General features: G+C 45.6%; 24 protein-coding genes. 17 read left to right on the top strand and 7 right to left on the bottom strand.

Annotated features, from left to right (window positions below; translation table 11 throughout):
• Window positions 1-45 precede the first annotated feature (45 nt).
• From nrdR to OH460_RS06335, 9 genes are all read left to right on the top strand, one after another.
• Window positions 46-495 carry a transcriptional regulator NrdR gene (nrdR, locus tag OH460_RS06375; protein WP_008218648.1) on the top strand — a complete coding sequence of 150 codons (450 nt, stop codon included), beginning with the start codon at window positions 46-48 and terminating at the stop codon, window positions 493-495.
• Window positions 496-535: 40 nt separating this feature from the next.
• The gene (gene ribD / locus OH460_RS06370; protein ID WP_269995970.1) at window positions 536-1,609 is read left to right on the top strand and encodes a bifunctional diaminohydroxyphosphoribosylaminopyrimidine deaminase/5-amino-6-(5-phosphoribosylamino)uracil reductase RibD; all 1,074 of its coding nucleotides are present in this window, start codon (window positions 536-538) and stop codon (window positions 1,607-1,609) included.
• A gap of 46 nt (window positions 1,610-1,655) precedes the next feature.
• Window positions 1,656-2,312 carry a riboflavin synthase gene (locus tag OH460_RS06365; RefSeq protein WP_008218644.1) on the top strand — a complete coding sequence of 219 codons (657 nt, stop codon included), beginning with the start codon at window positions 1,656-1,658 and terminating at the stop codon, window positions 2,310-2,312.
• Between the two features lie 108 nt (window positions 2,313-2,420).
• The gene (gene ribBA / locus OH460_RS06360; protein ID WP_102426138.1) at window positions 2,421-3,530 is read left to right on the top strand and encodes a bifunctional 3,4-dihydroxy-2-butanone-4-phosphate synthase/GTP cyclohydrolase II; all 1,110 of its coding nucleotides are present in this window, start codon (window positions 2,421-2,423) and stop codon (window positions 3,528-3,530) included.
• Window positions 3,531-3,809: 279 nt separating this feature from the next.
• Window positions 3,810-4,280 (top strand): 6,7-dimethyl-8-ribityllumazine synthase, encoded by a 471-nt coding sequence (gene ribH / locus OH460_RS06355; protein WP_004741508.1) that lies wholly within the window; start codon window positions 3,810-3,812, stop codon window positions 4,278-4,280.
• On the top strand, window positions 4,280-4,747 hold the full coding sequence (gene nusB, locus OH460_RS06350; RefSeq protein WP_004734399.1) for a transcription antitermination factor NusB: 468 nt from the start codon (window positions 4,280-4,282) through the stop codon (window positions 4,745-4,747). The genes ribH and nusB overlap by 1 nt, the downstream gene beginning before the upstream one ends.
• A 78-nt stretch (window positions 4,748-4,825) precedes the next feature.
• On the top strand, window positions 4,826-5,800 hold the full coding sequence (gene thiL / locus OH460_RS06345) for a thiamine-phosphate kinase (protein WP_171762103.1): 975 nt from the start codon (window positions 4,826-4,828) through the stop codon (window positions 5,798-5,800).
• On the top strand, window positions 5,800-6,306 hold the full coding sequence (gene pgpA, locus OH460_RS06340; RefSeq protein ID WP_008218636.1) for a phosphatidylglycerophosphatase A: 507 nt from the start codon (window positions 5,800-5,802) through the stop codon (window positions 6,304-6,306). The genes thiL and pgpA overlap by 1 nt, the downstream gene beginning before the upstream one ends.
• 29 nt (window positions 6,307-6,335) lie before the next feature.
• Window positions 6,336-6,695, top strand: a complete 360-nt coding sequence (locus OH460_RS06335; protein ID WP_008218634.1) for a putative quinol monooxygenase — start codon at window positions 6,336-6,338, stop codon at window positions 6,693-6,695.
• A gap of 117 nt (window positions 6,696-6,812) precedes the next feature.
• Here the strand turns inward: OH460_RS06335 and dxs are convergent, their stop codons facing one another.
• Genes dxs through xseB form a run of 3 tightly spaced genes read right to left on the bottom strand, consistent with a single transcriptional unit; the run spans window position 6,813 to window position 9,865 of the window.
• Complete coding sequence (gene dxs / locus OH460_RS06330) at window positions 6,813-8,696, bottom strand: 1-deoxy-D-xylulose-5-phosphate synthase (RefSeq protein WP_269995969.1); 1,884 nt, start codon at window positions 8,694-8,696, stop codon at window positions 6,813-6,815.
• Window positions 8,697-8,717: 21 nt separating this feature from the next.
• On the bottom strand, window positions 8,718-9,602 hold the full coding sequence (ispA, locus tag OH460_RS06325; RefSeq protein ID WP_061032571.1) for a (2E,6E)-farnesyl diphosphate synthase: 885 nt from the start codon (window positions 9,600-9,602) through the stop codon (window positions 8,718-8,720).
• A 20-nt stretch (window positions 9,603-9,622) separates the two neighbouring features.
• Entirely contained in the window at window positions 9,623-9,865 is a 243-nt protein-coding gene (gene xseB / locus OH460_RS06320) for an exodeoxyribonuclease VII small subunit (RefSeq protein WP_004734405.1), read from the bottom strand.
• Window positions 9,866-10,162: 297 nt separating this feature from the next.
• On the opposite strand from xseB, the gene pomA reads away from it, so the two are divergent.
• From pomA to OH460_RS06280, 8 genes are all read left to right on the top strand, one after another.
• Window positions 10,163-10,927 (top strand): flagellar motor protein PomA, encoded by a 765-nt coding sequence (pomA, locus tag OH460_RS06315; protein WP_008218621.1) that lies wholly within the window; start codon window positions 10,163-10,165, stop codon window positions 10,925-10,927.
• A 12-nt stretch (window positions 10,928-10,939) separates the two neighbouring features.
• Window positions 10,940-11,887, top strand: coding sequence for a flagellar motor protein MotB (locus OH460_RS06310; protein WP_008218619.1), 948 nt, complete (start codon window positions 10,940-10,942; stop codon window positions 11,885-11,887).
• Between the two features lie 315 nt (window positions 11,888-12,202).
• On the top strand, window positions 12,203-13,651 hold the full coding sequence (thiI, locus tag OH460_RS06305) for a tRNA uracil 4-sulfurtransferase ThiI (RefSeq protein ID WP_269995968.1): 1,449 nt from the start codon (window positions 12,203-12,205) through the stop codon (window positions 13,649-13,651).
• Between the two features lie 654 nt (window positions 13,652-14,305).
• Window positions 14,306-15,214 carry a transcriptional regulator GcvA gene (locus OH460_RS06300; protein ID WP_061032573.1) on the top strand — a complete coding sequence of 303 codons (909 nt, stop codon included), beginning with the start codon at window positions 14,306-14,308 and terminating at the stop codon, window positions 15,212-15,214.
• Entirely contained in the window at window positions 15,207-15,830 is a 624-nt protein-coding gene (locus OH460_RS06295; RefSeq protein ID WP_116871730.1) for an alpha/beta fold hydrolase, read from the top strand. The genes OH460_RS06300 and OH460_RS06295 overlap by 8 nt, the downstream gene beginning before the upstream one ends.
• Entirely contained in the window at window positions 15,820-16,218 is a 399-nt protein-coding gene (locus OH460_RS06290) for a DUF423 domain-containing protein (protein ID WP_269995967.1), read from the top strand. The genes OH460_RS06295 and OH460_RS06290 overlap by 11 nt, the downstream gene beginning before the upstream one ends.
• Complete coding sequence (gene rlmM / locus OH460_RS06285; protein ID WP_004738523.1) at window positions 16,215-17,306, top strand: 23S rRNA (cytidine(2498)-2'-O)-methyltransferase RlmM; 1,092 nt, start codon at window positions 16,215-16,217, stop codon at window positions 17,304-17,306. The genes OH460_RS06290 and rlmM overlap by 4 nt, the downstream gene beginning before the upstream one ends.
• Before the next feature lie 380 nt (window positions 17,307-17,686).
• On the top strand, window positions 17,687-19,726 hold the full coding sequence (locus tag OH460_RS06280) for a TonB-dependent receptor plug domain-containing protein (protein ID WP_269995966.1): 2,040 nt from the start codon (window positions 17,687-17,689) through the stop codon (window positions 19,724-19,726).
• 110 nt (window positions 19,727-19,836) lie between these two features.
• On the opposite strand, the gene xni is transcribed toward OH460_RS06280, so the two are convergent.
• From xni to OH460_RS06260, 4 genes are all read right to left on the bottom strand, one after another.
• On the bottom strand, window positions 19,837-20,610 hold the full coding sequence (xni, locus tag OH460_RS06275; protein ID WP_269995965.1) for a flap endonuclease Xni: 774 nt from the start codon (window positions 20,608-20,610) through the stop codon (window positions 19,837-19,839).
• Between the two features lie 93 nt (window positions 20,611-20,703).
• A complete protein-coding gene (ppnN, locus tag OH460_RS06270) occupies window positions 20,704-22,068 on the bottom strand; it encodes a nucleotide 5'-monophosphate nucleosidase PpnN (protein ID WP_008222901.1) in 1,365 nt (454 codons plus the stop codon).
• 312 nt (window positions 22,069-22,380) lie between these two features.
• Window positions 22,381-23,946 carry a sensor domain-containing diguanylate cyclase gene (locus OH460_RS06265; protein ID WP_061032580.1) on the bottom strand — a complete coding sequence of 522 codons (1,566 nt, stop codon included), beginning with the start codon at window positions 23,944-23,946 and terminating at the stop codon, window positions 22,381-22,383.
• Between the two features lie 118 nt (window positions 23,947-24,064).
• Window positions 24,065-26,323, bottom strand: a complete 2,259-nt coding sequence (locus tag OH460_RS06260) for a tetratricopeptide repeat protein (RefSeq protein ID WP_269995964.1) — start codon at window positions 26,321-26,323, stop codon at window positions 24,065-24,067.
• Between the last annotated feature and the right edge of the window lie 10 nt (window positions 26,324-26,333).

The raw sequence follows: 26,333 nt of genomic DNA, 5'->3' as shown, positions 1-26,333 counted from the left end.
GTTTGGCAATTCCGTTACACTGACAATCAATTATTTGGAGGTGATATGCATTGTCCTTTTTGTTCAGAGAACGACACTAAAGTAATCGATTCAAGACTGGTTGCTGATGGCCATCAGGTTCGTCGTCGCCGTCAATGCCTTGCATGTAGCGAGCGTTTCACTACGTTCGAATCGGCAGAACTCGTGATGCCGAAAGTCATTAAGTCGAATGGAAACCGCGAACCGTTTAATGAAGATAAGATGGTTGGTGGTGTGCAACGTGCTCTGGAAAAACGCCCTGTGAGTGCTGATGCGATTGAACTTGCTATCAGTAATATTAAGTCACAACTCCGTGCAACAGGTGAGCGTGAAGTTCCAAGCGAAATGATTGGCAACCTAGTCATGAGCCAATTAAAAGAATTAGACAAAGTTGCGTACATCCGTTTTGCTTCTGTTTACCGCAGCTTTGAAGACATTCGAGAGTTTGGCGAAGAAATCGCTAAATTAGAGGATTAATCCCTCAGTCATGTCTAACTTTTCTCCCCTAGATTTTCAAATGATGTCGCGCGCTATTCATTTAGCGAAGCGCGGCATTTATACCACTGCGCCAAATCCAAATGTCGGTTGTGTGATTGTACAAACCGATGGGCAAATTGTTGGTGAAGGCTTTCACGCCAAAGCGGGTGAACCTCATGCTGAAGTACATGCCATGCGAATGGCGGGTGATAAAGCAAAAGGTGCGACGGCTTATGTCACACTGGAGCCTTGTTCTCATTACGGGCGTACACCACCGTGTGCCGAGGGCTTGATTAAGGCTCAAGTGGCTAAAGTCATTTGCGCGATGCAGGATCCAAACCCGAAAGTTGCTGGTCGTGGCATCAAAATGCTGCGTGATGCGGGCATTGAGGTTGAAATCGGTTTACTGGAGCAAGATGCTTTAGACTTGAACCCTGCATTTATTAAACGCATGCAAACAGGCATGCCTTTTGTTCAGCTTAAGATGGCAGGCAGTCTCGATGGGCAAACGGCACTAGCAAATGGTCAGAGCCAGTGGATCACATCGCCAGCAGCGCGTCGTGATGTTCAAAATTATCGAGCAAAGGCGGGCGCAGTATTATCAACCAGCCAAACGGTGATTGATGACAACGCTTCACTGAATGTTCGCTGGGCTGAATTACCAAGTAGCGCACAAGCTCATTACGCTGAAGCTGACGTGCGTCAGCCTGTTCGTGTGATTCTTGACCGTCAAAACCAACTGCGCCCTGAGCTCAAGTTATACCAATCGCCAACACCCGTATTAAGAGTCGCAGAGGCGTCTGCGGACATTGAGATCGGCACCACTGAGACAGGTCAGCTGGATTTGTACGAGCTGATGTGCCAATTGCCTGCCAATCATATCGACCATATTTGGGTCGAAGCGGGTGCAACATTGGCAAAAAGCTTGATTGAAGCACAGCTGGTGGATGAGCTAATCCTCTATTTAGCTCCTAAACTTATGGGCAGTGACGGAAGAGGTTTGATGGGCGCGTTAGGGCTCACTTCGATGTCTGATGTTATTGACCTAGAAATTAAAGATGTTCGACAGGTTGGTGTGGATATTCGCATCGTGGCTAAACCAATCTCGAAATAGTCACTCCAACTACATACATGTCGTTGACAACAAAAAGAGTTTTAAAATGTTTACAGGAATTGTAGAAGCCGTAGGTACATTGAGTGCAATCACTCCCCGCGGAGAAGACATTACCGTAACGGTTAACGTGGGTAAGCTTGATATGGCCGACGTTCAGTTAGGCGATAGTATTGCTACCAATGGTGTGTGTTTGACGGTCGTGGAATTTAACGACCACAGCTACAGTGCTGATCTGTCACTTGAGACCCTGAAAAAAACGGGCTTTGTTGATTACCAAGCGGGTGACAAAGTGAACCTAGAGAAAGCGATGCTCCCGACGACACGTTTCGGTGGTCATATCGTATCGGGTCACGTAGATGGTGTAGGCGAGATTGTTGAGCGCAATCAAGTAGGTCGTGCTATTGAATTCTGGGTCGAAATGCCCGCTGAAATATCAAAGTACGTTGCTCAAAAAGGCTCGATTACTGTCGATGGCATTAGTCTTACTGTGAACGATTTACGTAAGAATGCATTTAAGCTGACGATTGTTCCTCATACCTCTTCAGAAACCACCATCGATCAATTCCATGTTGGTCGTAAAGTGAATCTAGAAGTGGATGTGTTAGCGCGCTACATGGAGCGCCTACTGCAAGGTCAGCAACAAGAGTCTGAACCTGAATCTCGATTGACGATGGAATTCTTACAACAGAATGGTTTTGCCTAATCGTTGATATGAAGTGCGCTGAGCGTCACTTTGTAGAACGAAGCAATATCATCAGGTTTAAATAGTGTCGGTTCTAGGAAGCAGAACCATTTCAAAGGATATAGAACAATGCCAATTAGTACTCCTCAAGAAATTATTGAAGACATTCGCCTAGGAAAAATGGTTATCCTGATGGATGATGAAGATCGCGAGAATGAAGGCGATCTGATCATGGCAGCAGAACATGTGACGCCAGAAGCGATTAACTTCATGGCGATGTACGGCCGTGGCTTAATCTGCCTAACCTTGACTAAAGAGCGTTCAAGCCGCATGGGTCTTGCGCCTATGGTTCAAGACAACAACGCACAGTACACCACTAACTTTACGGTTTCGATTGAAGCCGCTGAAGGTGTAACTACGGGTATTTCTGCGTCTGACCGTGCGGTGACGGTTCAAGCTGCCGTTGCGAAAGATGCAAAAGCGGCTGACCTTGTTCAGCCTGGCCACATCTTCCCGCTAACAGCACAAGAGGGTGGTGTTCTAACTCGTGCTGGTCACACTGAAGCGGGCTGTGATTTAGCACGCCTAGCGGGTTGTGAGCCTGCATCGGTTATCGTTGAGATCCTAAATGATGACGGCACCATGGCTCGTCGCCCTGATCTTGAAGTGTTCGCTGAAAAGCACGACATCAAGCTAGGCACAATTGCTGACTTGATCGAATACCGTAACAACACAGAAACCACGATTGAGCGCGTTGCACAGTGTCACCTACCGACTGAGTTCGGTGACTTTGAGCTTGTGACTTACCGTGACACTATCGATAATCAAATCCATTACGCAATGCAAAAAGGTGACTTAACGGGCGAAGCTCCACTGGTTCGTGTTCACCTGCATGATACCTTCACCGATCTGCTTCATTCTGATCGTGGTACTGAGCGTAGCTGGTCACTAGATAAGGCAATGAAGCGCATTGGCGACGAAGGTGGTGTGTTGGTTATTCTGGGCAACGAAGAGTCGTCTGATTCTTTGATTCATAAAGTGAAGACATTCGAAGCTCAAGATAAGAACGAGCAACCAACTATGGCTAAGAAGCAAGGTACTTCTCGTCGCGTTGGTGTCGGTTCTCAAATTCTACAAGACCTAGGTGTTCATGATATGCGCCTATTGTCTTCAAGCACCAAGCGTTACCATGCTCTTGGTGGTTTTGGTCTTAACGTTGTTGAATACGTTTGTGAGTAACCACTTACATACTACTTTATAGCAACATAATTTATGATGATTTGAGCGGCTCTTTTGGTTCGAAATCGGACAAAAAGAGCCCAGTCGCTGAGCCTGACTTTTGTCGTGTCAAGCGTTGGCGCTTAGCGACCTGTTGCTCCTAAATAGTTGGGAGCGAGGCTTGGCTATCATCTTTACATCTCCGGTGTCTGTTCTTCTAAATTAGCATTAGATATTGCTCACAGTTTTATGCTAGAATCCGGCGATTCTCACTTGATGAAAATAGTTAAAGGAAGGCTTATGAAAGTGATCGAGGGTGGCTTCCCAGCGCCAAATGCAAAAATTGCTATCGTTATTGCTCGTTTCAACAGTTTTATTAACGAAAGTTTACTTTCTGGTGCAATCGATACTTTAAAACGTCACGGACAAGTAAGCGAAGACAACATCACTGTTGTTCGTTGTCCTGGTGCAGTAGAACTTCCACTTGTAGCGCAACGCGTTGCAAAAACAGGTAAGTTCGACGCGATTGTATCTCTTGGTACAGTAATTCGTGGCGGTACGCCTCATTTTGACTATGTTTGTAGTGAATGTAATAAAGGTTTGGCGCAAGTGTCTCTGGAATATTCTCTTCCAGTAGCATTCGGCGTACTAACTGTTGATACGATCGATCAAGCTATTGAACGCGCAGGAACCAAGGCTGGTAATAAAGGTGCAGAAGCTGCACTAAGCGCACTTGAGATGATCAACGTTCTTTCTGAAATCGATTCCTAATGGGGGCCAGTGTGAAACCAGCCGCACGTCGTAACGCACGTCAATTTGCTCTACAAGCAATTTATTCTTGGCAAATTACTAAAGAAAATATTGCTACCGTTGAAGAACAGTTCTTATCTGGTGGTAAGTATGATGAAGAAGAACATCATGCTGCAGAACCTGCACTTGCTATGCCAGAAACAGACGTTGCATACTTCCGCGACCTACTAACTGGTGTTGCTCTTAGTCACATGGAACTTGATAGCAAGCTTCGTCCATTCGTATCTCGCCCGATGCAAGATCTGGACTTAATGGAACTTGCTCTTCTACGTTTAGCTATGTACGAGATGACTCGTCGCGAAGATGTACCATACAAAGTGGTTATCAACGAAGCTATCGAGCTTGCGAAAGTATTCGCAGCAGAAGACAGCCATAAGTTTGTGAATGGTGTGCTTGATAAAGCAGCGCCACACGTACGTAAGAAGTAATCTCTACGTATATTGAATCTAAAGGTCAGCTTTCATGCTGGCCTTTTTTGTTAGTAAATTCCAAAGATAGGGCATGTGATGTCTGGTGAATTCAACCTAATCGATAAATATTTCGTAAACCGACAGCCTCAACGTAAAGACGTGCACCTCGCCGCTGGTGATGATTGCGCTTTGGTTAAAGCGCCAAGTAATGTTGAGATCGCGATCAGCACAGATACCTTAGTGGCGGGTACTCACTTCTTAGCAGAAGCAAACCCAGCTTGGGTCGCACACAAAGCATTGGCTTCAAACATCAGTGATCTGGCTGCGATGGGTGCAACGCCGGCGTGGGTCTCTTTTGCCTTAACCATGCCTGAAGTAGATGAAGCTTGGTTAGCGCCGTTCTGCGACTCTTTTTTCAAACTTGCAGACTACTTTGGTATTCAGTTAATTGGTGGTGACACTACAAAGGGGCCGCTGAGCCTAACATTGACGGTACAAGGCTTTGTGCCAGAAGGGAAAGCCCTACGTAGAGATGGCGCGAAAGTCGGGGATTGGATTTACGTGACAGGTAATCTGGGCGACAGCAAGGCTGGTCTAGAGGTTCTATTAGACCCTGATAAAAACCAAGCTAAGCCGTATGCGAGGGAGCTTGAAGAGAGACACTATATCAGTTCTCCACGAGTGTTAGCGGGTCAAGCGCTTGTCAATCTTGCTTCGTCGGCTATTGATATCTCAGATGGTGTTATTGCAGATCTCAAACACATCCTTAAGCGCTCACAGGTGGGTGCAAGTATTGATGTGAGTACTTTACCTATCTCACCTGAATTACGTCAGTTTGCCCCTGATATCGCTACGGCGCAGCAGTATGCGCTGACCAGTGGTGAAGAGTATGAGCTTTGCTTTACCGTCCCTGAAGAAAACAAAGGCTCTCTTGAAAGTGCTTTGTCACACACTGGAACAAAAGTCACCTGTATTGGTCAAATAAGACCTGTAGAATACTTTGAACTACACAATAATGGTGAACCGCTGAGCTGGAGCTTAACCGGTTACGATCACTTTAAGGTTAATTGATGACAAACCCACTATCTGCAATCTCTCTTAAAAACCCTTGGCACTTTCTAGCAACGGGTTTTGGCAGTGGCTTATCGCCTATTATTCCTGGAACCATGGGTACACTCGCTTCGATTCCTCTGTACCTATTATTGGTTCAATTGCCGTTCCCGGCTTATGTCGCGGTGGTAGTGATAAGCTGCATTATTGGTATCAAGATCTGCCAAGTGACCTCAGATGACATGGGAGTACATGACCACGGCTCTATCGTATGGGATGAGTTTGCGGGCTTTTGGATCACCATGAGCCTAGTGCCAATGTTGAGCATTCCTGCCGATGATTGGAAATGGTTGTTGACGGGCTTTGTTCTATTCCGCTTCTTCGACATGGTAAAACCGTGGCCAATTGGCTGGTTGGATGCTCGAATTCATGGCGGTTTGGGTATCATGATTGATGATATTGTGGCAGGTATTATGGCGGCGATTTCTCTGTATGCTGTGGCCCATTTCGCAGGTTGGCTAGTTTAATTAAAGATAAGATAAAACAAGGAATTACAATGTCTAAGAAGGTTTACTGCATCGCTCAATTTCAACCGAAAGAAGGCAAATTGAACGAACTTTTTGAGGTTTTAAAAGCACTAGAGCCAAACACTCTGCGTGAAGATGGTTGTATTCAATACACAGTAACTCGTCACATCCAGAGCCCGTTTGCTGAAGGTCAGAGCTTTCCGATCGCTTTCAACGAAATTTGGGCAGATAACGAAGCGTTTGAAGCACATTGTCAACGTCGTGAAATTCAACAGTTCTTTCAAGAGCAGTGTGTTGATGAAACAGGCTTAGTTGAGAACTTTAATGTTGCTATCTACTCTGATGAACCAGAGAACTACGACGCACCTGTTCTTAAGCCGTGCTGCTAATTTGTTGTAACAACTGACTTAAACAGTGGCTAGCTAATGAGTTAGCGGATACTAAAAAGGTTGACCCTAGGGCCAACCTTTTTTTGTTTTGTTGCTTATGCAGTTCGCTACTGAAAGCTATTTAGCAAGGTACTCAGAGATAGACTTCTCAATACCTTTCGCGTCTAAGCCTAGCTCTTCATGCAGTTCACCTTGAGTGCCTTGAGCAATGAACTTGTCTGGTAGGCCAAGATTCAGTACAGGCATTAGCAGTTTCTCTTGCATCAAGAATTCAATCACACCTGCACCTGCACCACCGGCAATCGCATTCTCTTCGATAGTCACCAGTACATCGTGGTCAGCGGCAAGTTGTTTGATTAGAGCTTCATCTAGCGGCTTAACAAAGCGCATGTCTGCAACGGTCGCATCCATTGCATCAGCAGCTTGAAGTGCATTTTCTAGGAAAGTACCAAAGCTTAGGATAGCAACCTTAGCGCCATCTTTTGCTTTTGAGCTTTCACGAACGATACGACCTTTACCAATCTCAAGTGCAGTAAACTCACTTTGAATCTTTGTGCCCATGCCATTACCACGAGGGTATCGAACCGCACTTGGTCCATTGTGCTGGTGGCCAGTGTAAAGCATTTGGCGACATTCGTTTTCATCGCTTGGTGCCATGATCACCATGTTTGGAATGCAGCGCATGAAGCTTAAGTCGAACGCACCTTGGTGTGTTTGACCGTCGGCACCCACAAGACCTGCACGGTCAATCGCGAACATAACCGGTAGATCCATGATAGCCACATCGTGGATCAGTTGATCGTAGCCACGTTGTAGGAATGTCGAGTAGATAGCCACAATCGGCTTATCACCCGCAATCGCCATACCGGTTGCTAGCGTTACTGCGTGCTGCTCAGCAATGGCAACATCGAAGTATTGTTCTGGGTACTCTTTCGAGAAACGCACCATGCCTGACCCTTCACGCATTGCTGGCGTGATCGCCATTAGCTTAGGATCTTGCGCTGCCATATCACATAGGAAATCGCCAAAAATCTTAGAGAACGTTGGCTTAGAGCTGGTGCTCTTAGGCAAGCTTGAGTGTGCAGGGTCGAATTTAGGTACACCGTGGTAGCCAATTGGATCTTTCTCTGCTGGCTCGTAGCCTTTACCTTTCTTGGTCATGATGTGCAGGAACTGAGGACCTTTTAGGTCTCTCATGTTCTTAAGCGTTTTAATCAGCTCGTTTACATCGTGGCCGTCTACTGGGCCAATGTAATTAAAGCCTAGCTCTTCAAACATGGTGCCAGGAACAACCATGCCTTTTAGGTGTTCTTCTGTACGACGAACTAGCTCTTTAATCGGTGGAACACCAGATAGCACTTTCTTGCCGCCCTCACGAATAGACGTGTAAAGACTGCCAGAAAGAACTTGAGCTAGGTGGTTGTTCAGCGCGCCAACGTTTTCAGAAATCGACATCTCGTTATCGTTAAGGATAACCAGCATGTCATTGTGAACATCGCCCGCGTGATTCATGGCTTCAAATGCCATACCGGCAGTAATAGCACCGTCACCAATCACACTCACAACTTTACGGTTCTTGCCTTCTTTCTTCGCGCTGATCGCCATACCGAGTGCAGCACTGATCGATGTTGAAGAGTGACCAACAGAAAGGGTGTCGTACTCGCTCTCTTCACGCCATGGGAATGGGTGTAGTCCATCTTTTTGACGGATAGTCGACAAACGGTCGCGACGACCAGTAAGAATTTTGTGCGGGTATGCTTGGTGGCCAACATCCCAAACCAACTGGTCAAAAGGCGTGTTGTACACATAATGCAGAGCAACAGTGAGCTCTACCGTACCTAGACCTGACGCTAAGTGGCCACTTGATTGGCTCACTGAGTTAAGAAGATAGGTGCGTAATTCATCACAAAGCTGTGTTAGCGTCTCTTTCGGGAGAAGACGCAAATCCTCTGGCTTATCAGCCAAAGCAAGAGTTGGGTACTTTGATATATCAAGAGTCATAGGTAATGCGCGCTTATTGTCTTAGTTCTTGCGCTCGATGACGTATCGGGCGAACTCTTCGAGTAACTGGGTATTGTATGGGATTGCAGCCAAAGCTTGAAGCGCTTCCTGCAGTAGAGATTGCGCTTTTTCTTGAGCGCCCTCTAAACCTAGCAAAGAAGGGTAGGTGCTTTTGTTCAAACCTTGGTCAGAACCCTGTGGTTTACCCAAAGTTTCGGTGTCGCCAATGATATCTAAGATATCGTCTTGAACTTGGAAGGCTAACCCGATGGCATCTGCGTATTTATCTAATTGAGGGAGCACCTCAAACGCTTTTTCACCAGCAGCTAGAGCACCTAAACGGATGGCACTTTTCATAAGAGCACCCGTTTTATTACGGTGAACCTCTTCCAGTTCTTCTAGCGTAACCGCGCGGTTTTCAGCTTCGATATCGAGCGCCTGACCAATACACATACCTTGAGCACCAGAGGCTTCAGCTAGGCGTTGAATCATTCGAACGCGATTGCTTTCCCCGTCAGCACTTAATGTGCCTTCAGCAAGTATAGTAAATGCCAGAGTTTGTAGGGCATCGCCCGTTAAAATGGCGGTCGCTTCATCGAATTTGATGTGACAGGTCTGATGGCCACGACGCAGTTCGTCGTCATCCATTGCTGGCAGGTCGTCGTGAATCAGAGAGTAGGCATGAATACATTCGACTGCAGAAGCTGGAGTGTCGAGCTCTTCAGCGGTGCAACCGAGCATCTCCCCTGTAATATAGACAAGAAATGGACGCGCGCGTTTGCCGCCTAAAAGTAACCCATAACGCATTGCGTTGATCAGGTTCTGATTTTGGTGTGGCAGGCGATCAAGCCAAAGGTTCAGTTGCTCGTTATTACGTGCCTGATAAGACAATAAAGTCTCGATCATAGGGGATCTCATACAATTCGTTATTCTGGTTGTGGGTTAAAGTCACTAAGTTCTGCGTTTTCATCATTTTGCAGTAGGATGCTAACACGCTGTTCAGCATCGTTTAGTTTGCTTTGACCAGCACGAGCGAGGGAGATACCTCGTTCAAATTTTTTCAGCGCATCATCTAAAGCTAGATCACCGTTTTCTAGTTGATCAACCAAGCCGTCGAGCTCTTCGATTGCTGCTTCAAAGCTCATATTTTCAGGTTTCTTAGTAGCCATAATAAATCTGCGTTTGGAAAGATGAACGAACGTTACCTTAGGGCGTTGAGATGGTCAAATGTAACCAATAAATTTTGCTAGAAAGTTCGTTTTTAAGAGGCTTGAAGCCACTTTCATCTAATATCCTCACCTTTATCGAGTTTATGACTGCTCGAGAACGGGGAAGCGGGTAATAGTTGTGATACAAAAAGCAAAAGTGTGATACTTAGGCCAAGAATTTACTAAAAGATCTTATAGTCTTGCCGATAAAAAGATTATCGTCGACATAGAGCTACAAAAAAGCATGAGGAGTGCTCAGTGGATTTAGCAACCCTAATAGGTTTGATTGGTGGATTTGCCTTTGTAATCATGGCAATGATCCTAGGTGGAAGCCTCGGGATGTTCTATGACACGACATCCATATTGATCGTGGTTGGTGGTTCAACGTTTGTTGTTCTGATGAAGTTCACCATGGGACAGTTCTTTGGCGCGACTAAGATTGCTGGCAAAGCTTTTATGTTTAAAGCCGATGAGCCTGAAGACCTTATCGCTAAGATTGTTGAAATGGCGGACGCAGCACGTAAAGGTGGTTTCTTAGCTCTGGAAGAGATGGAAATCAGCAACAGCTTTATGCAAAAGGGCATCGACCTGTTAGTCGATGGCCATGACGGTGATGTGGTGCGTGCTGCATTGCAAAAAGATATTGCGCTAACCACCGAACGTCATGAACAGGGGGCGAAGGTGTTCTCTGCATTTGGTGATGTTTCTCCTGCAATGGGTATGATCGGTACCTTGGTTGGTCTGGTTGCCATGCTTTCGAACATGGATGACCCTAAAGCGATCGGCCCTGCGATGGCAGTTGCACTCTTGACTACGCTGTATGGCGCAATTCTATCGAACATGGTGTTTTTCCCTATCGCAGACAAGCTTGCACTGCGTCGTGACCAAGAGACACTGAACCGTCGTTTGGTGATGGATGGTGTGTTAGCGATTCAAGATGGTCAAAACCCACGAGTTATTGATGGTTACCTGAAGAGCTACCTAAATGAAGGTAAGCGTACGATTGATGGTGAACCTGCGTAAGAGGAGTTGAAGATGGATGAAGAGAATCCATGTAAATGTCCTCCTCCGGGGTTACCTCAATGGATGGGAACATTTGCTGACTTGATGTCACTGCTGATGTGTTTCTTCGTACTTCTACTCTCATTCTCTGAGATGGATGTACTGAAGTTTAAGCAGATCGCTGGCTCGATGAAGTTCGCATTTGGTGTGCAGAACCGCCTAGAAGTCAAAGACATCCCGAAAGGGACCAGCATCATTGCACAAGAGTTTCGTCCTGGTCGCCCAGAGCCAACGCCAATTGATGTGATCATGCAGCAAACGATAGATATCACTCAGCAGACGCTGGAATTTCATGAAGGTGAATCTGAGCGCGCTGGTGGTACCATGCGTGACCAAGGCAAGATGACTGGAGGCAAGTCGCCAGAGGTATCGACTCACGACAACCAAAACTCTGAGTCAGACCAACAGCAACAGCAAGCCGAAGCTCAATCTCAAGAGATGGAAACCTTGATGGAAAGCATCAAGAAGGCGTTGGAACGAGAGATCGACCAAGGCGCGATTGAGGTGGAAAATCTAGGCCAACAGATTGTGATTCGAATTCGTGAGAAGGGTGCATTCCCATCGGGCTCTGCTTTCTTACAGCCTAAGTTTCGACCTTTGGTGAGACAGGTGGCTGAATTGGTGAAAGATGTACCGGGCATTGTTCGAATCTCTGGTCACACTGATAATCAACGTCTTGATTCTGAGCTGTATCGCTCGAATTGGGATCTGTCATCTCAGCGCGCGGTATCTGTTGCTCAAGAGATGGAAAAGGTTCGCGGATTCTCTCATCAACGTTTGAGAGTACGTGGTATGGCGGATACAGAGCCAGTAGAGCCTAATGATACTGAATGGCAGCGCAGCCTAAACCGCCGTGTAGAAATCAGCATTATGCAGGGTGAGCCGCTATACAGTGACGAAGTCCCAGCTATCTCTCAATAGCCTGAGTTATCTCGAGAGATGTAATTGACCAGAAAGCCCAACCTTATGATGAGGTTGGGCTTTTTATTTGGGCGATGAACGGTTGATTGACCTCTTTGGCTACCGGCAGTGAGTAAGCATGCTATTTTTAATAAGGTGCATATTTATTACTGGTGCCTAAGCAAGCACTCTTTTCCTTGTTTCACTTTCTCATGTATAATTCGCGCCCTTAGATTTAGATATGATCTACTCTTGCTTCAAGTGCTGTGTAAATTCTCCAATTTACTTGGCGAAGAGCCTTTTAAAAATTTTGAACATTAATGTTGTGAACGTACTATGAAATTTATTGTTAAGCCCCATCCGGAAATTTTTGTAAAAAGTGAATCGGTGCGTAAGCGCTTCACAAGGATTCTAGAGTGCAACATTCGTAACGTTATTCAGCGTCGCTGTGAAGGTGTTGCGGTATTTAACCGTCGTGACCATATCGAAGTGACATCAGAAAGTGATAAGTACTACAACGAAGTGTTAGAGGCTCTGACTCACACTCCAGGTATTCACCATTCTCTTGAGGTTCAACAGTCTGAATTCAAAGACTTGCACGATATCTATGAGCAAGTATTAGAGCGCAGCCGTGCTGACATTGAAGGTAAAACATTCTCTGTTCGTGCTAAGCGTCGTGGTAAGCATGAGTTTACGTCTATCGAGCTTGAGCGCTACGTAGGTGGCGGTCTGAACCAAGCGGTTGAGTCGGCACGCGTTAAGCTGAAAGAGCCAGAAGTTACGGTTAAAGTTGAAGTCGCGAACGACAAACTTAACCAAGTTCTCGCTCGCCACAAGGGCCTTGGTGGTTTTCCTCTTGGTACTCAAGAAGACCTATTGAGCTTGATCTCTGGCGGCTTTGACTCAGGCGTATCAAGCTACCTACACATCAAACGTGGCTCTAAAGTTCACTACTGTTTCTTCAACCTTGGCGGTCCTGCGCACGAGATTGGCGTTAAGCAAGTGGCTCATTACCTATGGAACAAGTACGGTTCTTCGGCAAAAGTGAAGTTCATCTCTGTAGACTTTGAACCAGTCGTGGCTGAAATCCTTGAGAACGTAGAAGACGGCCAAATGGGCGTAGTGCTTAAGCGTATGTTCATGCGTGCTGGTGGTATGGTTGCAGATAAGTTCAAGATCGAAGCATTGGTTACTGGTGAAGCACTAGGTCAGGTATCAAGCCAAACGCTAACTAACCTGCGTCACATCGATAACGTAACGGATACGCTGATCCTTCGTCCACTTATCAACTGGGACAAAGAAGACATCATCGACCTTGCGCGCGAGATCGGCACTGAAGACTTCGCGAAAGTAATGCCAGAATACTGTGGTGTTATCTCTAAGAAGCCAACAGTGAAAGCGAAGAAAGGTAAACTTGAAGCAGAAGAAGCTAAGTTTAACTTTGAAGTGCTAGAGCAAGTGATCGAGAACGCTCGTGTTATGGATATCCGTGACATTGAGAAAGAGAGCCAAGAGCAAGCTCCAGAAGTGGAACAGGTTCAAGCTGTTGCTGAGCACGCTATCGTTCTTGATATTCGTAGCCCAGACGAAGAAGACGAAAGCCCATTAGAAATCGATGGCGTTGATGTAAAACACCTTCCTTTCTACAAGCTAGCGACGCAATTTGGTGACTTAGACCAAGGTAAAGAGTACCTACTGTACTGTGACCGTGGTGTTATGAGCCGTCTGCAAGCGCTTTACCTGCAAGAGCAGGGCTTCAAGAATGTTAAGGTTTACCGCCCATAGTCTGCTAGCTTAGAGCACGACTTAGGTTGTAACAGATACAGAAAGCCGCTTACTGAAAAGTAAGCGGCTTTTTATTTACCGGTTGATTGTTATTCTGTAATCGATACAGTTGTTCCACTGTGTTGCTCGTATGGTCTTTTTGTTTACACCCAAGCTGATGTTATAAATCGATTTTTAGTTTGCACTGTTAGCATCTGCATTGTTACTAAAAGGTGCAATTAAATGCTTATTTTTGTATGCGTATGATTGTTTAAGTAAGCGGACGTTAGATTTTGTGATTAGAGTCAAGAAATAGTAAGGATTAATTAGTACAGCTATTGATAAACTTGTTGTTACTTTGCTTTGGACATAAAAAAACACCGCCTTATAGGCGGTGTAAACAAATTTGACAGACAGGTCAAAATAAATACAGGAAGTAGATGCCTCGTTTCAGCGCGTAGCTGCAACAAAACATTTGGTAGAACTCTACCCAACTCGAAAAGTACGAGTTTGCAAACACAACATCGCAGGAGCTAAGCCAATTGATTCTAGAGAGAATCAAGCCGTTCAGGCTAGCTACTGCGGAATGAAATATAGAATTTCTCTAGCCGCTAGGCAATGGACAAATTATAATGTTTCAGATAAAAAAAACTAATGCTTATTTAGAGAGTAACTATGTCTCGTCGATTACCCCCATTAAACTCGTTAAGAGTGTTTGAAGCTGCGGCTCGACACTTGAGTTTTACGCGTGCCGCTGAAGAGTTGTTTGTTACTCAAGCTGCGGTGAGTCATCAGATCAAAGCGCTTGAAGAGTTTCTGTCTTTGAAGCTTTTTCGCCGAAGAAACCGCTCTTTACTGCTTACAGAAGAAGGGCAGAGCTACTTCTTAGATATCAAAGATATATTTACATCGCTGGCTGAGGCAACTGATAAGGTGCTTGAGAGAAGTGAGAAGGGCGCGTTAACCATCAGTTTGCCTCCAAGCTTCGCGATTCAGTGGTTGGTGCCAAGGCTTGCTGACTTTAATCAACAAGAACCTGATATTGATGTTCGAATCAAAGCGGTTGATATGGATGAAGGCTCGTTGACGGATGATGTGGACGTGGCTATTTACTACGGCCGAGGAAATTGGCCGGGACTGAGAGCCGATAAGCTGTATCAAGAATACTTGATTCCACTGTGTTCACCTTCAGTGTTACTGGGGACAAAGCCATTAGAATCTCTAAAAGATTTAACATGTCATACGCTATTGCATGACACGTCTCGTAAAGATTGGAAACAGTTTGCGAAACAAAATGGTATCGATGGGGTAAATGTTAACCATGGACCGATCTTCAGCCACTCAACCATGGTGTTGCAAGCTGCCGCACACGGGCAGGGTATTGCGCTAGGTAACAACGTTCTCGCACAACCTGAAATCGAAGCGGGTCGTTTGATTGCGCCATTTGATGAGGTGTTGGTAAGCAAGAACGCTTTCTATGTGGTGTGTCATGAGAAACAAGCTGACATGGGGCGTATCGCTACTTTCCGTGATTGGATGCTGGCTAAAGCGCAAAGTGAACAAGAGGATTTACTAGATGAGTAACATCATTATTGATGGTGAAGATAATCCAATTACCTTTATCTTTGCGCACGGTGCGGGTGCAGGTATGGATCATGAATTCATGCAGTCGGTAGCCAAAGGATTAGCCTTTAAAGGGATACGAGTGGTTCGCTTCAATTTCCCTTATATGATTAAGCGTGCCGAAGATGGTAAGCGTCGTCCGCCGGATAGAGCGCCTAAGCTGCTTGAAGCCTATCAAGAGATTATTGAGCAAACTGATGCTGACAAGCTTGTGATTGGTGGTAAGTCGATGGGAGGCCGTATGGCGAGCCACTTATCTGAGCTAGATAAAGTCGCAGCAATGGCTTGTTTGGGTTTCCCTTTCCACCCTCCGGGTAAACCAGAGAATTACAAAGGTGAGCATCTTGCCTCTTTGCAAAAGCCGTGTCTGATTCTACAAGGCGAGCGCGATACCTTTGGTAAGCGTGAAGAGTTTGTCGATTTCGACCTATCGGATTCTATTCAAGTCGAGTTTATTCCCGATGGCGATCACAGCTTCAAGCCGCGCAAGAGCTCTGGCTACACAGAACAGCAGAACATCGCATTAACAGTCGAAAAGCTCTCTGCATTCATTAAAGAGGTGCTTAATGAAGAGTAAGTACCTACTCACCTTTTCTGGTCTATCTGGCGCTATTGCGGTAATGCTTGGTGCGTTCGCTGCACATGGGTTAAAGGCGATTCTGCCTGAGTATCATCTGGGCGTATTCGAGACAGGGGTTCAGTATCAGTTTATCCATACGCTAGCGATATTAGCGTGCGGCGCTCTGCTACAGATGAAACTTGGCGCTAAATCACAAAAATATTTTTTCATTGCGGCAATTTGCTTTATCATCGGCATCCTTTGTTTTAGTGGTAGCCTGTATGCGCTGGCACTGACAGGAATAAAATGGTTTGGCCCAATAACTCCGTTTGGTGGTCTACTATTTATCATTGGTTGGGGAGTCTTCTCCTTCGCTGCTTTGAATATAAAAGAGGTAACTCAGTGAAACACGTACTACTTTATTGTCGCTCTGGTTTTGAAAAAGAATGTGCTGGCGAAATTCAAGACAAGGCAACACAACTGGAAGTGTTTGGTTTTCCTCGCTTAAAGAACAATACCGGTTTTGTACTGTTTGAATGTTACCAAGCTGGTGAAGCGGATAAGTTGATCAAAGAGATTGACTTCCAATCGCTGATCTTTGCTCGTCAAATGCTAGCAGTAGCAGTTGAAATCAAAGATCTGCCAACCGATGACCGTATCTCTCCAATTCTTGAGGCGCTTTCTGAGAAAGAAGGCTTCCCTCGCTGTGGTGATATTCGTATCGAAACACCGGATACTAACGAAGCAAAAGAGCTACTGAAGTTCTGTCGTAAGTTTACTGTGCCAATGCGTCAAGCAATGCGCGGTAAAGGTTTGATGACAGCGAAGGACAACGCTAAGAAGCCTGTGCTTCACTTGTGCTTCATCGCGCCTGGTCACTGCTTTGTTGGTTACTCTTACCCAACCAACAACTCGCAGTTCTTCATGGGCATTCCTCGTTTGAAGTTCCCTTCAGATGCACCAAGCCGTTCTACATTGAAGTTAGAAGAGGCATTCCACGTATTTATTCCTCGTGATGAGTGGGATGAGCGTCTGGCTCCGGGTATGTGGGGCGTAGACTTAGGCGCCTGTCCAGGTGGTTGGACTTACCAATTGGTTAAGCGTTCGATGTTCGTTCACTGTGTGGATAACGGCATGATGGCGGACAGCTTGATGGAAACTGGTCAAATCAAACACCACATGGTGGATGGCTTTAAGTTCGAACCAGACCGTAAGAACGTAACTTGGATCATCTGTGACATGGTTGAGAAACCTGCGCGCGTTGCACACCTTATGGGGGAGTGGATCATCAAAGGTTGGGCGAAAGAAGCTCTATTCAACCTTAAACTGCCAATGAAGGGCCGTTACGATGAAGTTCTGCAAGATATCGAGAACCTAAAACTGTTCCTGATTGAGAACAAAGTGAAGTTCAAGATGCAGGCGAAGCACCTATATCATGACCGCGAAGAAATTACGGTCCATATCCAGTCACTTTCAAATATCTCACCGCACTAATATTGGCGTTGATATATCAGTGATAAAAATGCTCCTTTAAGGGGCATTTTTTGTATCTGAAGTTCGTGAAATTACTCGAATATAGGCGCGAAATAAGAGGAAAGTTGTCGAAATGCAGGCTATTTCAGTATTTGAATATTAAAAAAGCCGCAAGTGATCGAGACTTACGGCTACCTATCTTCAGGGGTGATACGAAGCAGGATTTATTCAAAGATTCAGCAGCAAAACGAAGTAAGTTTTACAGCGAGGGCATCTTAACAAATTCTATTTTATTAAAAGTAAGTGAACGTAAGTAAAGAATGTAAATGATAAGAATTATCATTCAATTTGTGTAATATTCACGTCCCCTGACTTGAATCTATAAAATATAAAAACACAATATGAAACTTAAAGCACTTTCAGTAGCCGTTACGGTTGCCTTAACTTCTTTTACAGCCCTTGCTGCCGACGAACAAGAAACAGTCGTCGTAATTGGCTCTGCTCTTGATCAACTTGTTCAGACTGAAATCAACTCTGACACACTTGAAAAGAAACAAGCATCAGACATTAAAGACGTTCTGAATACTATGCCAAGCGTAACGGTAGACGGAAACGCACGTTACTCTCGCAAAGTGTATGTACGTGGTATGGAAGACAAGTTTGCCGTGGTGACCATTGATGGCGCACGTCAAGAAGGTCAGCTTTTCCACCACTCTGGTGATCAGGCCATTGACCCAGCGATGCTTAAGCGTGCTGAAATTGAATTAGGTGGTAACTCTGCACTGTCGGGTTCTGGTGCGATCAACGGCTCATTTAGCTACGAGACAAAAGATCCAAGCGACCTTCTTAAGCCTGGTGAAAGCATTGGTGCTCGAGTTAAAACTAGCTACCAAACGGCTTACGAGCGTTTCGCAACCAACGTTGCTGTGTATGCAAAAGTAAACGACAAGCTGCAATTCATGGGGATTGCAAACTACTCTGAAGACGGTGATCTACATATCCCAGATCAGGAAGCAGTGACGTCTAAGCAAGGCGAATTGAAGTCTGGTATCGCGAAAGTGGTATTCATCCCGAATGATGCTAACGAATTTAAACTGACTTTCAACCGATACAACGATGGCGGTAAACGTCAGCTTTCTGGTGAGAAAGCCGGTGCTCTGTATGCGGATGATGAGCATAACTACCACTCGCTTAACCGTGATACTGTGACTCTGCAGCACGAATACGATGCCGGTAGTGACTTGGTACACCTAAAAACTAATATCTACTACAACCGCCAGTACATGGACCGTGATGCTCTAACTGAAGACTACGGCGATTGGAATCAAGTAAATGGCTCTTGGGAATTTACTAAAGATGGTGAGTTATCAATCCCACATCGTGAATACAACGTGACGACCATTGGTGGTGACATTCGCAATATCTCTTGGGTTGGTGAGCATGAGCTGACTTATGGTCTTGATGGCTATAAAGCTGAGCAGTGGATTGACGCGGGCGACGGTGTTTACCAAAGTGGTTCTAAGCAAGGTGAAACCAAGAAGTACGGCATGGATGGTGGTACTGTGACGGCCTACGGCCTTTACCTACAAGACATGTACGAGTTTAGCGACTTCCGTTTAACCACTGGCTTGCGTTACGACGTTCATAAACTTGGTGGTGTTTACGATGGTGATTTTGACCAGCTGTCTCCTAAATTCAAAGGTGAATACCAAACCACGGGTAATCTAAAACTTCGTGTAGGCTACGGTCGTCTGTTTAAAGGCGCATCATTGCCAGAAGCATTAACGATGAAAGCCGCATCTGATGTTAATCAGTCTGATACTAAGGCGATGACGGGTAATAACTACGAGGCTGGTTTTGATTACGAGCTGACACGCTTGCTTGCTGCGGACTACGCTATCCTAGGTTTCACGGCTTACACCTACAACCTTGATAACCAAATGCACCCAACTAAGAACAACTCAACACTGGCAAACCAGTATGATGTTGAAGTGTGGGGTGTGGAAACGGTACTGAGCTACGCACTAGACTCTCTAAGCGTATACGCTAACCACTCTTACTCGGATGGTGACCAGAAAGATCTAGAGAGTGGCAAAACAAGTCACATGAGCAAAACTGGCATTCATAACTTCAAAGCGGGCTTTAACTACAGTCTAAATAGTGAGTTTGTGTTTGGTTGGGATTCTCGCTTCGTTCCGGGTAATGACTACACGGATGAAAAGGGTGAGCAAGTGAAGCGTGCTGGTTTTGCAACACATAATATCTGGGCGGCTTACACGCCGACGTTTGCGAAAGACCTAGAGATGAACATCGGTATCGATAACATTCTTGATAAGAAATACGCAGAGCATACTGGCTTTGGTATCTCTTGGGGCTCAGACAAGTACACCAGCTACGAAGCCGGTCGTAACTTCAAAGCTTCTATCGCTTATAACTTCTAATCATTCGATTAAGTTCAGTTAGGCGGCAGCCAAAATAACAAAAAGCCTTAGTATCGACTAAGGCTTTTCTGTATCTGGAACTTCGTATGACAGAGAGTTGCTATATAGAGCTAAGTGCTTGCTTCGTAACGAATATCTTGCAGGTTAAAACCTAAATCTATGTCTGTTTTGAGAGCTGAGACTTGCTTACACACTCGAGCGGACTCAACGTGTTCATCAAACTTCTTACGATATTTTTTCGGTAAATCTTCCGCTTGAAAGGCCGTTTCAATGTCTGGGTAAGTGGTTAAGATCTCTTTTGCTGCTTTCGGTCCCACGCCAGGGATGCCTGGCACTTGGCTAGAGCTTACACCGGTTAACCCCCAGTAATCTGCAAGCTGCTCTGGTTTTACACCAAACTCCGCCTCGATAAAGGGCTTATCTAACCAGCGATGTTGGAAATAATCACGGATCTGCAGGGTAGGCGACAACAGTTGGCAGTAGCCTTTGTCTGTAGAGATGATGGTGACGGTCTCGCCATGGTCTGCGACCTTCTTAGCCAGCGTTGCCACTAAATCATCAGCTTCATCACCATCGGACAGTAACGAATCTATGCCTAACTCCCACCAAGCTTGTTGGATCGCATCAAGGCCTTGCATGAGTGGCTCTGGCATGGGTTTTCGGTTCTGCTTGTAGCCAGGCAGCACTTCCGCGCGCCAGCCTCGGTCTTGCAGGTGGTGGTCAAACACTGCGATGATATGAGTCGGCTTAGACTCTGAAGTAATCTTATTTAGAGTACGAGTTGTCGTGGTGATGGTTCTTGCTATATCGGTTGGATCCGGCTGAGCCGAGTGCACGCGTCGGATGAGATTCAAGGCATCGATAATAACAAGATGGATAGACATAAGTTTCCACTAAATAGGCAATAAAAAAGGGGCTGCTAGCCCCTTATAGTAACGTATCAGTTAGTGAGTTGAAACGTTGGTAACGTAAACGCCTTAATCACGTGAGGCGATTTTATAGCAAGGCACGTAGTCGGTCCCGCCCGGTAGCTTCATTCGATGTTGCTCAACAAAGTCGTTAAGCAGTTGGTCCATTTTGGTCATTAGCTCTTTGTCACCATCGATAATGAATGGGCCGTGTTTTTCTATCTCTAGAATACCTTCAGCTTTGACATTACCCGCAACAATGCCCGAGAACGCTTTGCGCAGATTCGCCGCAAGGCTCTCTGTTTTCTGGTCCATGTGTAGGTCGAGTGCCGCCATCGATTCGTGAGTCGGATCGAAAGGCAGTTGGAACTCAGGTTCAATATGCAGTGACCAGTTATAGCTGTAGGCATCGCCGGTCTCTTTACGGTGAGAACGGACATCCGGCATAGCTTGCTTCATAATTTTTGCAGCGCGAGCCGGGTCATCAATCACGATCTCGTAATGTTTTTGTGCTTCTGGACCTAATGTCTCGCCAATGAATTTATCAATTGAGCGGAAGTAGGCTTCACTCTCCTTCGAGCCCGTTAATACAATCGGCATTGGCTGATCGGCATTGTTCGGGTGCATCATAATACCTAAGATGTACAACAGCTCTTCGGCAGTACCTGGGCCGCCAGGGAAAATGATGATGCCGTGCGCCATACGAACAAACGCCTCAAGACGCTTCTCGATATCTGGCATGATCACTAGCTCATTCACGATCGGGTTTGGTGGCTCAGCCGCAATGATAGATGGTTCAGTAAGACCTAGGTAACGGTGATCGGTGTAGCGTTGCTTCGCGTGACCAATCGCCGCTCCTTTCATAGGGCCTTCCATCGCGCCCGGTCCACAACCGGTACAGATGTTCAGCTCTCGCAGGCCAAGTTCATTACCCACTTCACGAGTGTATTGGTATTCGCTGGCATTGATTGAGTGACCGCCCCAACACACGATAAGGTTCGGTTCGATGCCCGGAGTTAGTGCTCCAGCATTTCTTAAAATACCAAACACTAGGTTGGTGATATGAGTGGCGTTGGTCAGGTTAAGCCTTTGGTTGTCGGCTAGGTGCATGTTGACGTACACAATGTCACGTAGCACTGAGAATAGGTGCTCTTGTATCCCCTTGATGATTTCACCATCGACAAAGGCATGTTCTGGTGGGTTGCTCAGTTCGAGCTTGATACCACGCTCACGGCGCACGACTTCGACATCGAACGACAGATATTTGTCGAGCAACTCTTTGGAGTTGTCGGTATGGCTACCTGAGTTGAGTACCGCTAACGTACAGTTACGATACAGTTGGTACAGATCACTAGACGCGGTTTTCTTAAGACGCTCAACCTCAAGTTGAGAGAGTAAATCCATGCTACCGGCAGGGCTAATATGAGTGATCATAGTGCCTCCTTGTTGAAAAGAGCAGGGGGAGACATTTAAGTAACCCTCTGGCTCGAGAGTGAGAAGCAAACGTTGAAAGTGTTTGGTTAAGGGTGAGAGAGTTAACCAGACGAAACGGATACGACAGCGTTGCTTAATGGATTATATAAAAATTGGTTAAGAGCAAATATACGGTTGCTTGAAATCTTATATACAGCATTGCTTGCCAAGAATGCTTGTTAAGCGAATGTTAATCATTAGCTTAGCAAACATTTAGGAAATTGGTATGTGATAAGTATTTGAAAAAATGAAATAAATTAAATCTAGGGCTGCTTAGTTCCAAACAAGTTGGTTGGTTCCACGATGTTTTGCTTTATTTAATGTTTTATTGAGTCGCTCTAACACTTCTTCTGGCGTATCTGACTCTTTGAATTGAGTGCTGGCTGCACATAAGGTGATGGTGATTTGTTGGTCACGGAACTTAAATGGTAAACGGCTTACCTGAGTTTGAATGTTTTGAATCACCTGATGGCAAGATTCATCGGTTTGTTCTGGTAGCAATAAGATAAATTCTTCACCAGAAAAACGCGCTACGGTATCGGTAGTGCTGGCTTCTTTGGTGATGGTTCTTGCGATGATCTTTAGGGCTTTATCGCCCGCAGTGTAACCAAAGCTGTCGTTGATCGATTTGAAATTGTCGATATCAAGCAGTACTACACGTAGCGAGTGTTGTGCGCGAATCCAACGGCGGTACTCAAGCTCTAAACGATCGGTAAACGCGGTACGGTTGTACACCTTTGTTAGAGGGTCAAGCAGCATACGCTGAGCCTGATCTTCTAAACGCTTACGGTAATCTTGAGTCACTTCATATAGGGAATCGAGCTGAGTTTTTCCGTAGCTCATTCGTTCGATCAGTGCTTGCTCTTTTTGCTCGGCGTGATTCAACCTTTCAGATAGAGAGGCGATTTCACTGAGTAGAGGATTGATCGACTGTTTTAAGCTATCAATATCCTTCGCTCTCTCAACTGAGCTTTGGCTTTTGCTCACCAGCTCAGTGAGCTCAGAGTTGAGGCCTTGGCGGTGCTCAAAGTAGCTCTGACTTTGATCGGTATTCTGGTCTGCGGTTTTTATGCTCGATGCGAGTGACGCGTTGAGTTGGTCGATAAACTGCTCAGATTTTTTACGCTCTAGTGTGGTGCCTTCAATCACTAGCTTGAGGATCTGAAGTGTCAGCTCAAGCAGGTTTTGTGTAGAAACACCAAGCAATAGCTTTGCGCGAATATCGGTCAGCACATCACCTGATTCACCCTCAAAATCGAGTTCGGTAATCAGATGTTGTAATTCGTTTGATAGATCAGAAAGGAGTTCTTGTTCTGGGCTGTGTGCAGTGTCGGCGAACTGAGAGCGTGAGTTATTCGCCATGATCTTTATGGCACGCTCATAAATACCGAGCAGTTTTATTGCATGGTCGACTTTCTGACTACCATTGCATTCGGAGAAGCTAAGTAAGTTTCGTAGGTCGCGTTTAAGCTGTGCTGGAAGGCCGGTTATGCGTTGCAGCGTTTCCCCACTGTGCTTAATGCTATCGTCCAGATATCCGTTCTGTTTATCCATAGCCAAGGTTTTCTGCTTCAGCATCCTTTCTAGTACTGCCAGCTTTGGGATCATCGAGCTAATGTCTTTCTGTTTTTCTAGCTCTTCCCTAAGGGCAATGAGGTTTTCATCTAAATGGCTATTACTGCCAACGCACGCGTCACTTAAAGATGTGACGATTCGCTTTAGAACTTTCTGTTCGCGAATAAATTTGAACGAGGTGTCTCTTTGCGTCAAACGAACTTGCTCCAACTGAAATTTCAGCTGGTGGAGTTGCGCCTGAATGTCTTTTTCAAGAATGCCCATAGATGTATTAATTAGCGCCGCGTAGATCGATCTCGATCATTTTGATGAAATTCCGTTACATCGATAATAACAAAACTAAAAATAAGGTCACGAGTTGCAAGTCTTAACCGCTCGCAAATCAGTCATCTTTTAGCATTTTTTTGATGTTGTCCTCATTCTGATACGAGGATTGTATCTTTATTAACCCTTGATTAATCGCATGTTTACACGCTTCTCTTATGTTACCGGTTGCAAGGCTCGCAGCCGGTGCGTTGTCGATAGCTTTTAGGTATACCCATTGGCTGCTGCGCTCTTTGAGACTTATCTCACGCGCCAGATTTGTCGACATCAGTAGCACATCTAATAACTCTTGATCGTTAATCGCAGTGTACGCGCGTGGCAAGAATGGGTAGTCAGCGATGCCCATGCGAACCGTGCGATTGATATTGCGTTCAGTCTCGAATTCATTCACCCAAGATTGAACCTTTCTGAACATGGCTTCAGGCGATGAATCACGATCTGAATTCGGTTCTATATAGAGCAGGTTGGCATCCGAGAAGTGGTAGACGCGAGATGGACCTTCCAGTTTCGACTTGAGGAACTCACCGAACGAATCTTCAAGCTCTAGACCTGCTTTATAGCCGTTCTGTGTGTACATATTGCGTAGGAAAGGCAAATCAATCATCACGAAGCGCAGACGGTCATTCAATGGCTCATGAATCAATTCACCCATCTGCCATTGTTCAAAGGTTTGGCTGGTTTGCTCTAAAGAGTTCGACAGTTTGGCGTTGAGCATTCTTAGGTTCGGCAGTTTCGAACGCGAGTGCGTAAAGAGGTCGGTGCGCAGTGAATCCACCTCTTTGGCCAAGGTTTGAATAATGTAGCCTCGGCGTAACACAAAGAAGAACAACACAATGCTGAATAGGAATAGTGCGAACGCGATCTTCTGGAACTTGCGATGTTCAAGTTTGTATTTCTCTAGCTCTTGAGCTTGTCCTGCGTAGTGTAAGGTCTGCTCGGCAAACTCTTTCTGTTGGCGGAATGCATCTTCGCCAACACGGTTGAGTTTTTGCTGCTCTAACGAGACTAGGCTGTTGTATTGTTTGAGATTAGCGAGTGCCTGTTGAGGGCGACCTGCTTGTTCGTAACCCAAAGAGAGCAAGTAGTAAGAGCGTTGTGATAAGCGTGAGTTCTCGACTTGGCGTGAGATCTCAAGCGCGCGTGTCGCATGCTTGATCACATCTTCACTCTCTTGAAGGTGGTAAGCCAGCCCAGCGGATAGGAGCGCAGCACGTCCTTCCAGCTTTGGAATATCGGTATACTCTAGCAGTTCAAGGGCACGGGTGAGGTACTGTTCTGCAAGAGGGTAATTATAAAGGCGCAGGTAAGTCGCTGATAAACTTAAGCGAATATCGATGACTTGGTAGATATCTCGGTCAGTACTTTCATGATCCAGTACGTTGAAGAAATGAACTAGGGCAAGGTTATATTTACCTTGGTAGAAGTACACATCACCCATTTTTTTGAGCACTTGAGCTAATACTGGCGAATTTTCAAAGTTGTCATAGAAATCAGCGGCTTGAGAGAGGTGCTCTAGTGCTTTGTCTAACACTTGGCGCTCAAAGAACAACTGAGCCAGTAGGCGGTTAACTTTTGCTAATCGTGCACTCAGGTTGCCTTCTACTGACTTCCAGTAGCCATATAGCAATTCAGACAGCGCGTGATTGTACTCTTTGTGGTTTAGGTAAAACTCACCGACTGCAATGTGGTAGTCGATGGATACTTTTTCTGAATAACGTTGGTCGAGGTAATTCTTGGCTTCTTGGTAGTATTTCTCCGCTTCATCGATCTTGTTGTCGTATGACGCGATGTCTGCTTTCAACATGATTAAGCGGTAGGTGATGCCTTCGGTTAGGCGCAAGGTTTTGCTTACTGACTCTAGGTTAGCTTCTATATTCTCTAGCGCAGTATTGGCTTTGTCGGATTTTTTATCATTGAGCCATACTAAACGAACCTTAAGGATCTCAAGGTCTACTTTTAGATAGTCGAGCTTGTAGGTTTTAGCGAGTTCAGAGGCTTTTTCGATGTGCTTGATCGCAATACGAATATTGCCAAGGTTGTACTCCGCTTTCGCTAAGATCTTGTAGGCATCGATACTGCTGTTTGGAGTGCGGATCGAGGAGTCTGTCTCTTCGCGCGAAATCGCCGAAGGGCTTTTCTCGCGCTGATCAGAAAGGACACGAAGCGTCAGGTAGCTGTTGGCCATTTGTTTTGCTTGGCTTGGTTCAATCTCAACCAAGTTATTGGCTTCGTTGAGTAGCGCCGAGGAATAGACCGACGCATTCACCGAGGTGCTCAAGCTTAAAATAAATAGGCTAACAACGTATAACCAACGCATTTCAATGTCC

Source organism: Vibrio sp. Makdt (assembly GCF_027587015.1).
Lineage (GTDB): Bacteria > Pseudomonadota > Gammaproteobacteria > Enterobacterales > Vibrionaceae > Vibrio > Vibrio chagasii_B.
This window is presented reverse-complemented; position numbering and strand designations above follow the sequence as displayed.

Bases quoted from the DNA above. Each gene is read 5' to 3' on its own strand.
- nrdR (WP_008218648.1), top strand. From the start codon at position 46: ATGCATTGTCCTTTTTGTTCAGAGAACGACACTAAAGTAATCGATTCA.
- ribD (WP_269995970.1), top strand. From the start codon at position 536: ATGATGTCGCGCGCTATTCATTTAGCGAAGCGCGGCATTTATACCACT.
- OH460_RS06365 (WP_008218644.1), top strand. From the start codon at position 1,656: ATGTTTACAGGAATTGTAGAAGCCGTAGGTACATTGAGTGCAATCACT.
- ribBA (WP_102426138.1), top strand. From the start codon at position 2,421: ATGCCAATTAGTACTCCTCAAGAAATTATTGAAGACATTCGCCTAGGA.
- ribH (WP_004741508.1), top strand. From the start codon at position 3,810: ATGAAAGTGATCGAGGGTGGCTTCCCAGCGCCAAATGCAAAAATTGCT.
- nusB (WP_004734399.1), top strand. From the start codon at position 4,280: ATGGGGGCCAGTGTGAAACCAGCCGCACGTCGTAACGCACGTCAATTT.
- thiL (WP_171762103.1), top strand. From the start codon at position 4,826: ATGTCTGGTGAATTCAACCTAATCGATAAATATTTCGTAAACCGACAG.
- pgpA (WP_008218636.1), top strand. From the start codon at position 5,800: ATGACAAACCCACTATCTGCAATCTCTCTTAAAAACCCTTGGCACTTT.
- OH460_RS06335 (WP_008218634.1), top strand. From the start codon at position 6,336: ATGTCTAAGAAGGTTTACTGCATCGCTCAATTTCAACCGAAAGAAGGC.
- dxs (WP_269995969.1), bottom strand. From the start codon at position 8,696: ATGACTCTTGATATATCAAAGTACCCAACTCTTGCTTTGGCTGATAAG.
- ispA (WP_061032571.1), bottom strand. From the start codon at position 9,602: ATGATCGAGACTTTATTGTCTTATCAGGCACGTAATAACGAGCAACTG.
- xseB (WP_004734405.1), bottom strand. From the start codon at position 9,865: ATGGCTACTAAGAAACCTGAAAATATGAGCTTTGAAGCAGCAATCGAA.
- OH460_RS06310 (WP_008218619.1), top strand. From the start codon at position 10,940: ATGGATGAAGAGAATCCATGTAAATGTCCTCCTCCGGGGTTACCTCAA.
- thiI (WP_269995968.1), top strand. From the start codon at position 12,203: ATGAAATTTATTGTTAAGCCCCATCCGGAAATTTTTGTAAAAAGTGAA.
- OH460_RS06300 (WP_061032573.1), top strand. From the start codon at position 14,306: ATGTCTCGTCGATTACCCCCATTAAACTCGTTAAGAGTGTTTGAAGCT.
- OH460_RS06295 (WP_116871730.1), top strand. From the start codon at position 15,207: ATGAGTAACATCATTATTGATGGTGAAGATAATCCAATTACCTTTATC.
- OH460_RS06290 (WP_269995967.1), top strand. From the start codon at position 15,820: ATGAAGAGTAAGTACCTACTCACCTTTTCTGGTCTATCTGGCGCTATT.
- OH460_RS06280 (WP_269995966.1), top strand. From the start codon at position 17,687: ATGAAACTTAAAGCACTTTCAGTAGCCGTTACGGTTGCCTTAACTTCT.
- xni (WP_269995965.1), bottom strand. From the start codon at position 20,610: ATGTCTATCCATCTTGTTATTATCGATGCCTTGAATCTCATCCGACGC.
- ppnN (WP_008222901.1), bottom strand. From the start codon at position 22,068: ATGATCACTCATATTAGCCCTGCCGGTAGCATGGATTTACTCTCTCAA.
- OH460_RS06265 (WP_061032580.1), bottom strand. From the start codon at position 23,946: ATGGGCATTCTTGAAAAAGACATTCAGGCGCAACTCCACCAGCTGAAA.
- OH460_RS06260 (WP_269995964.1), bottom strand. From the start codon at position 26,323: ATGCGTTGGTTATACGTTGTTAGCCTATTTATTTTAAGCTTGAGCACC.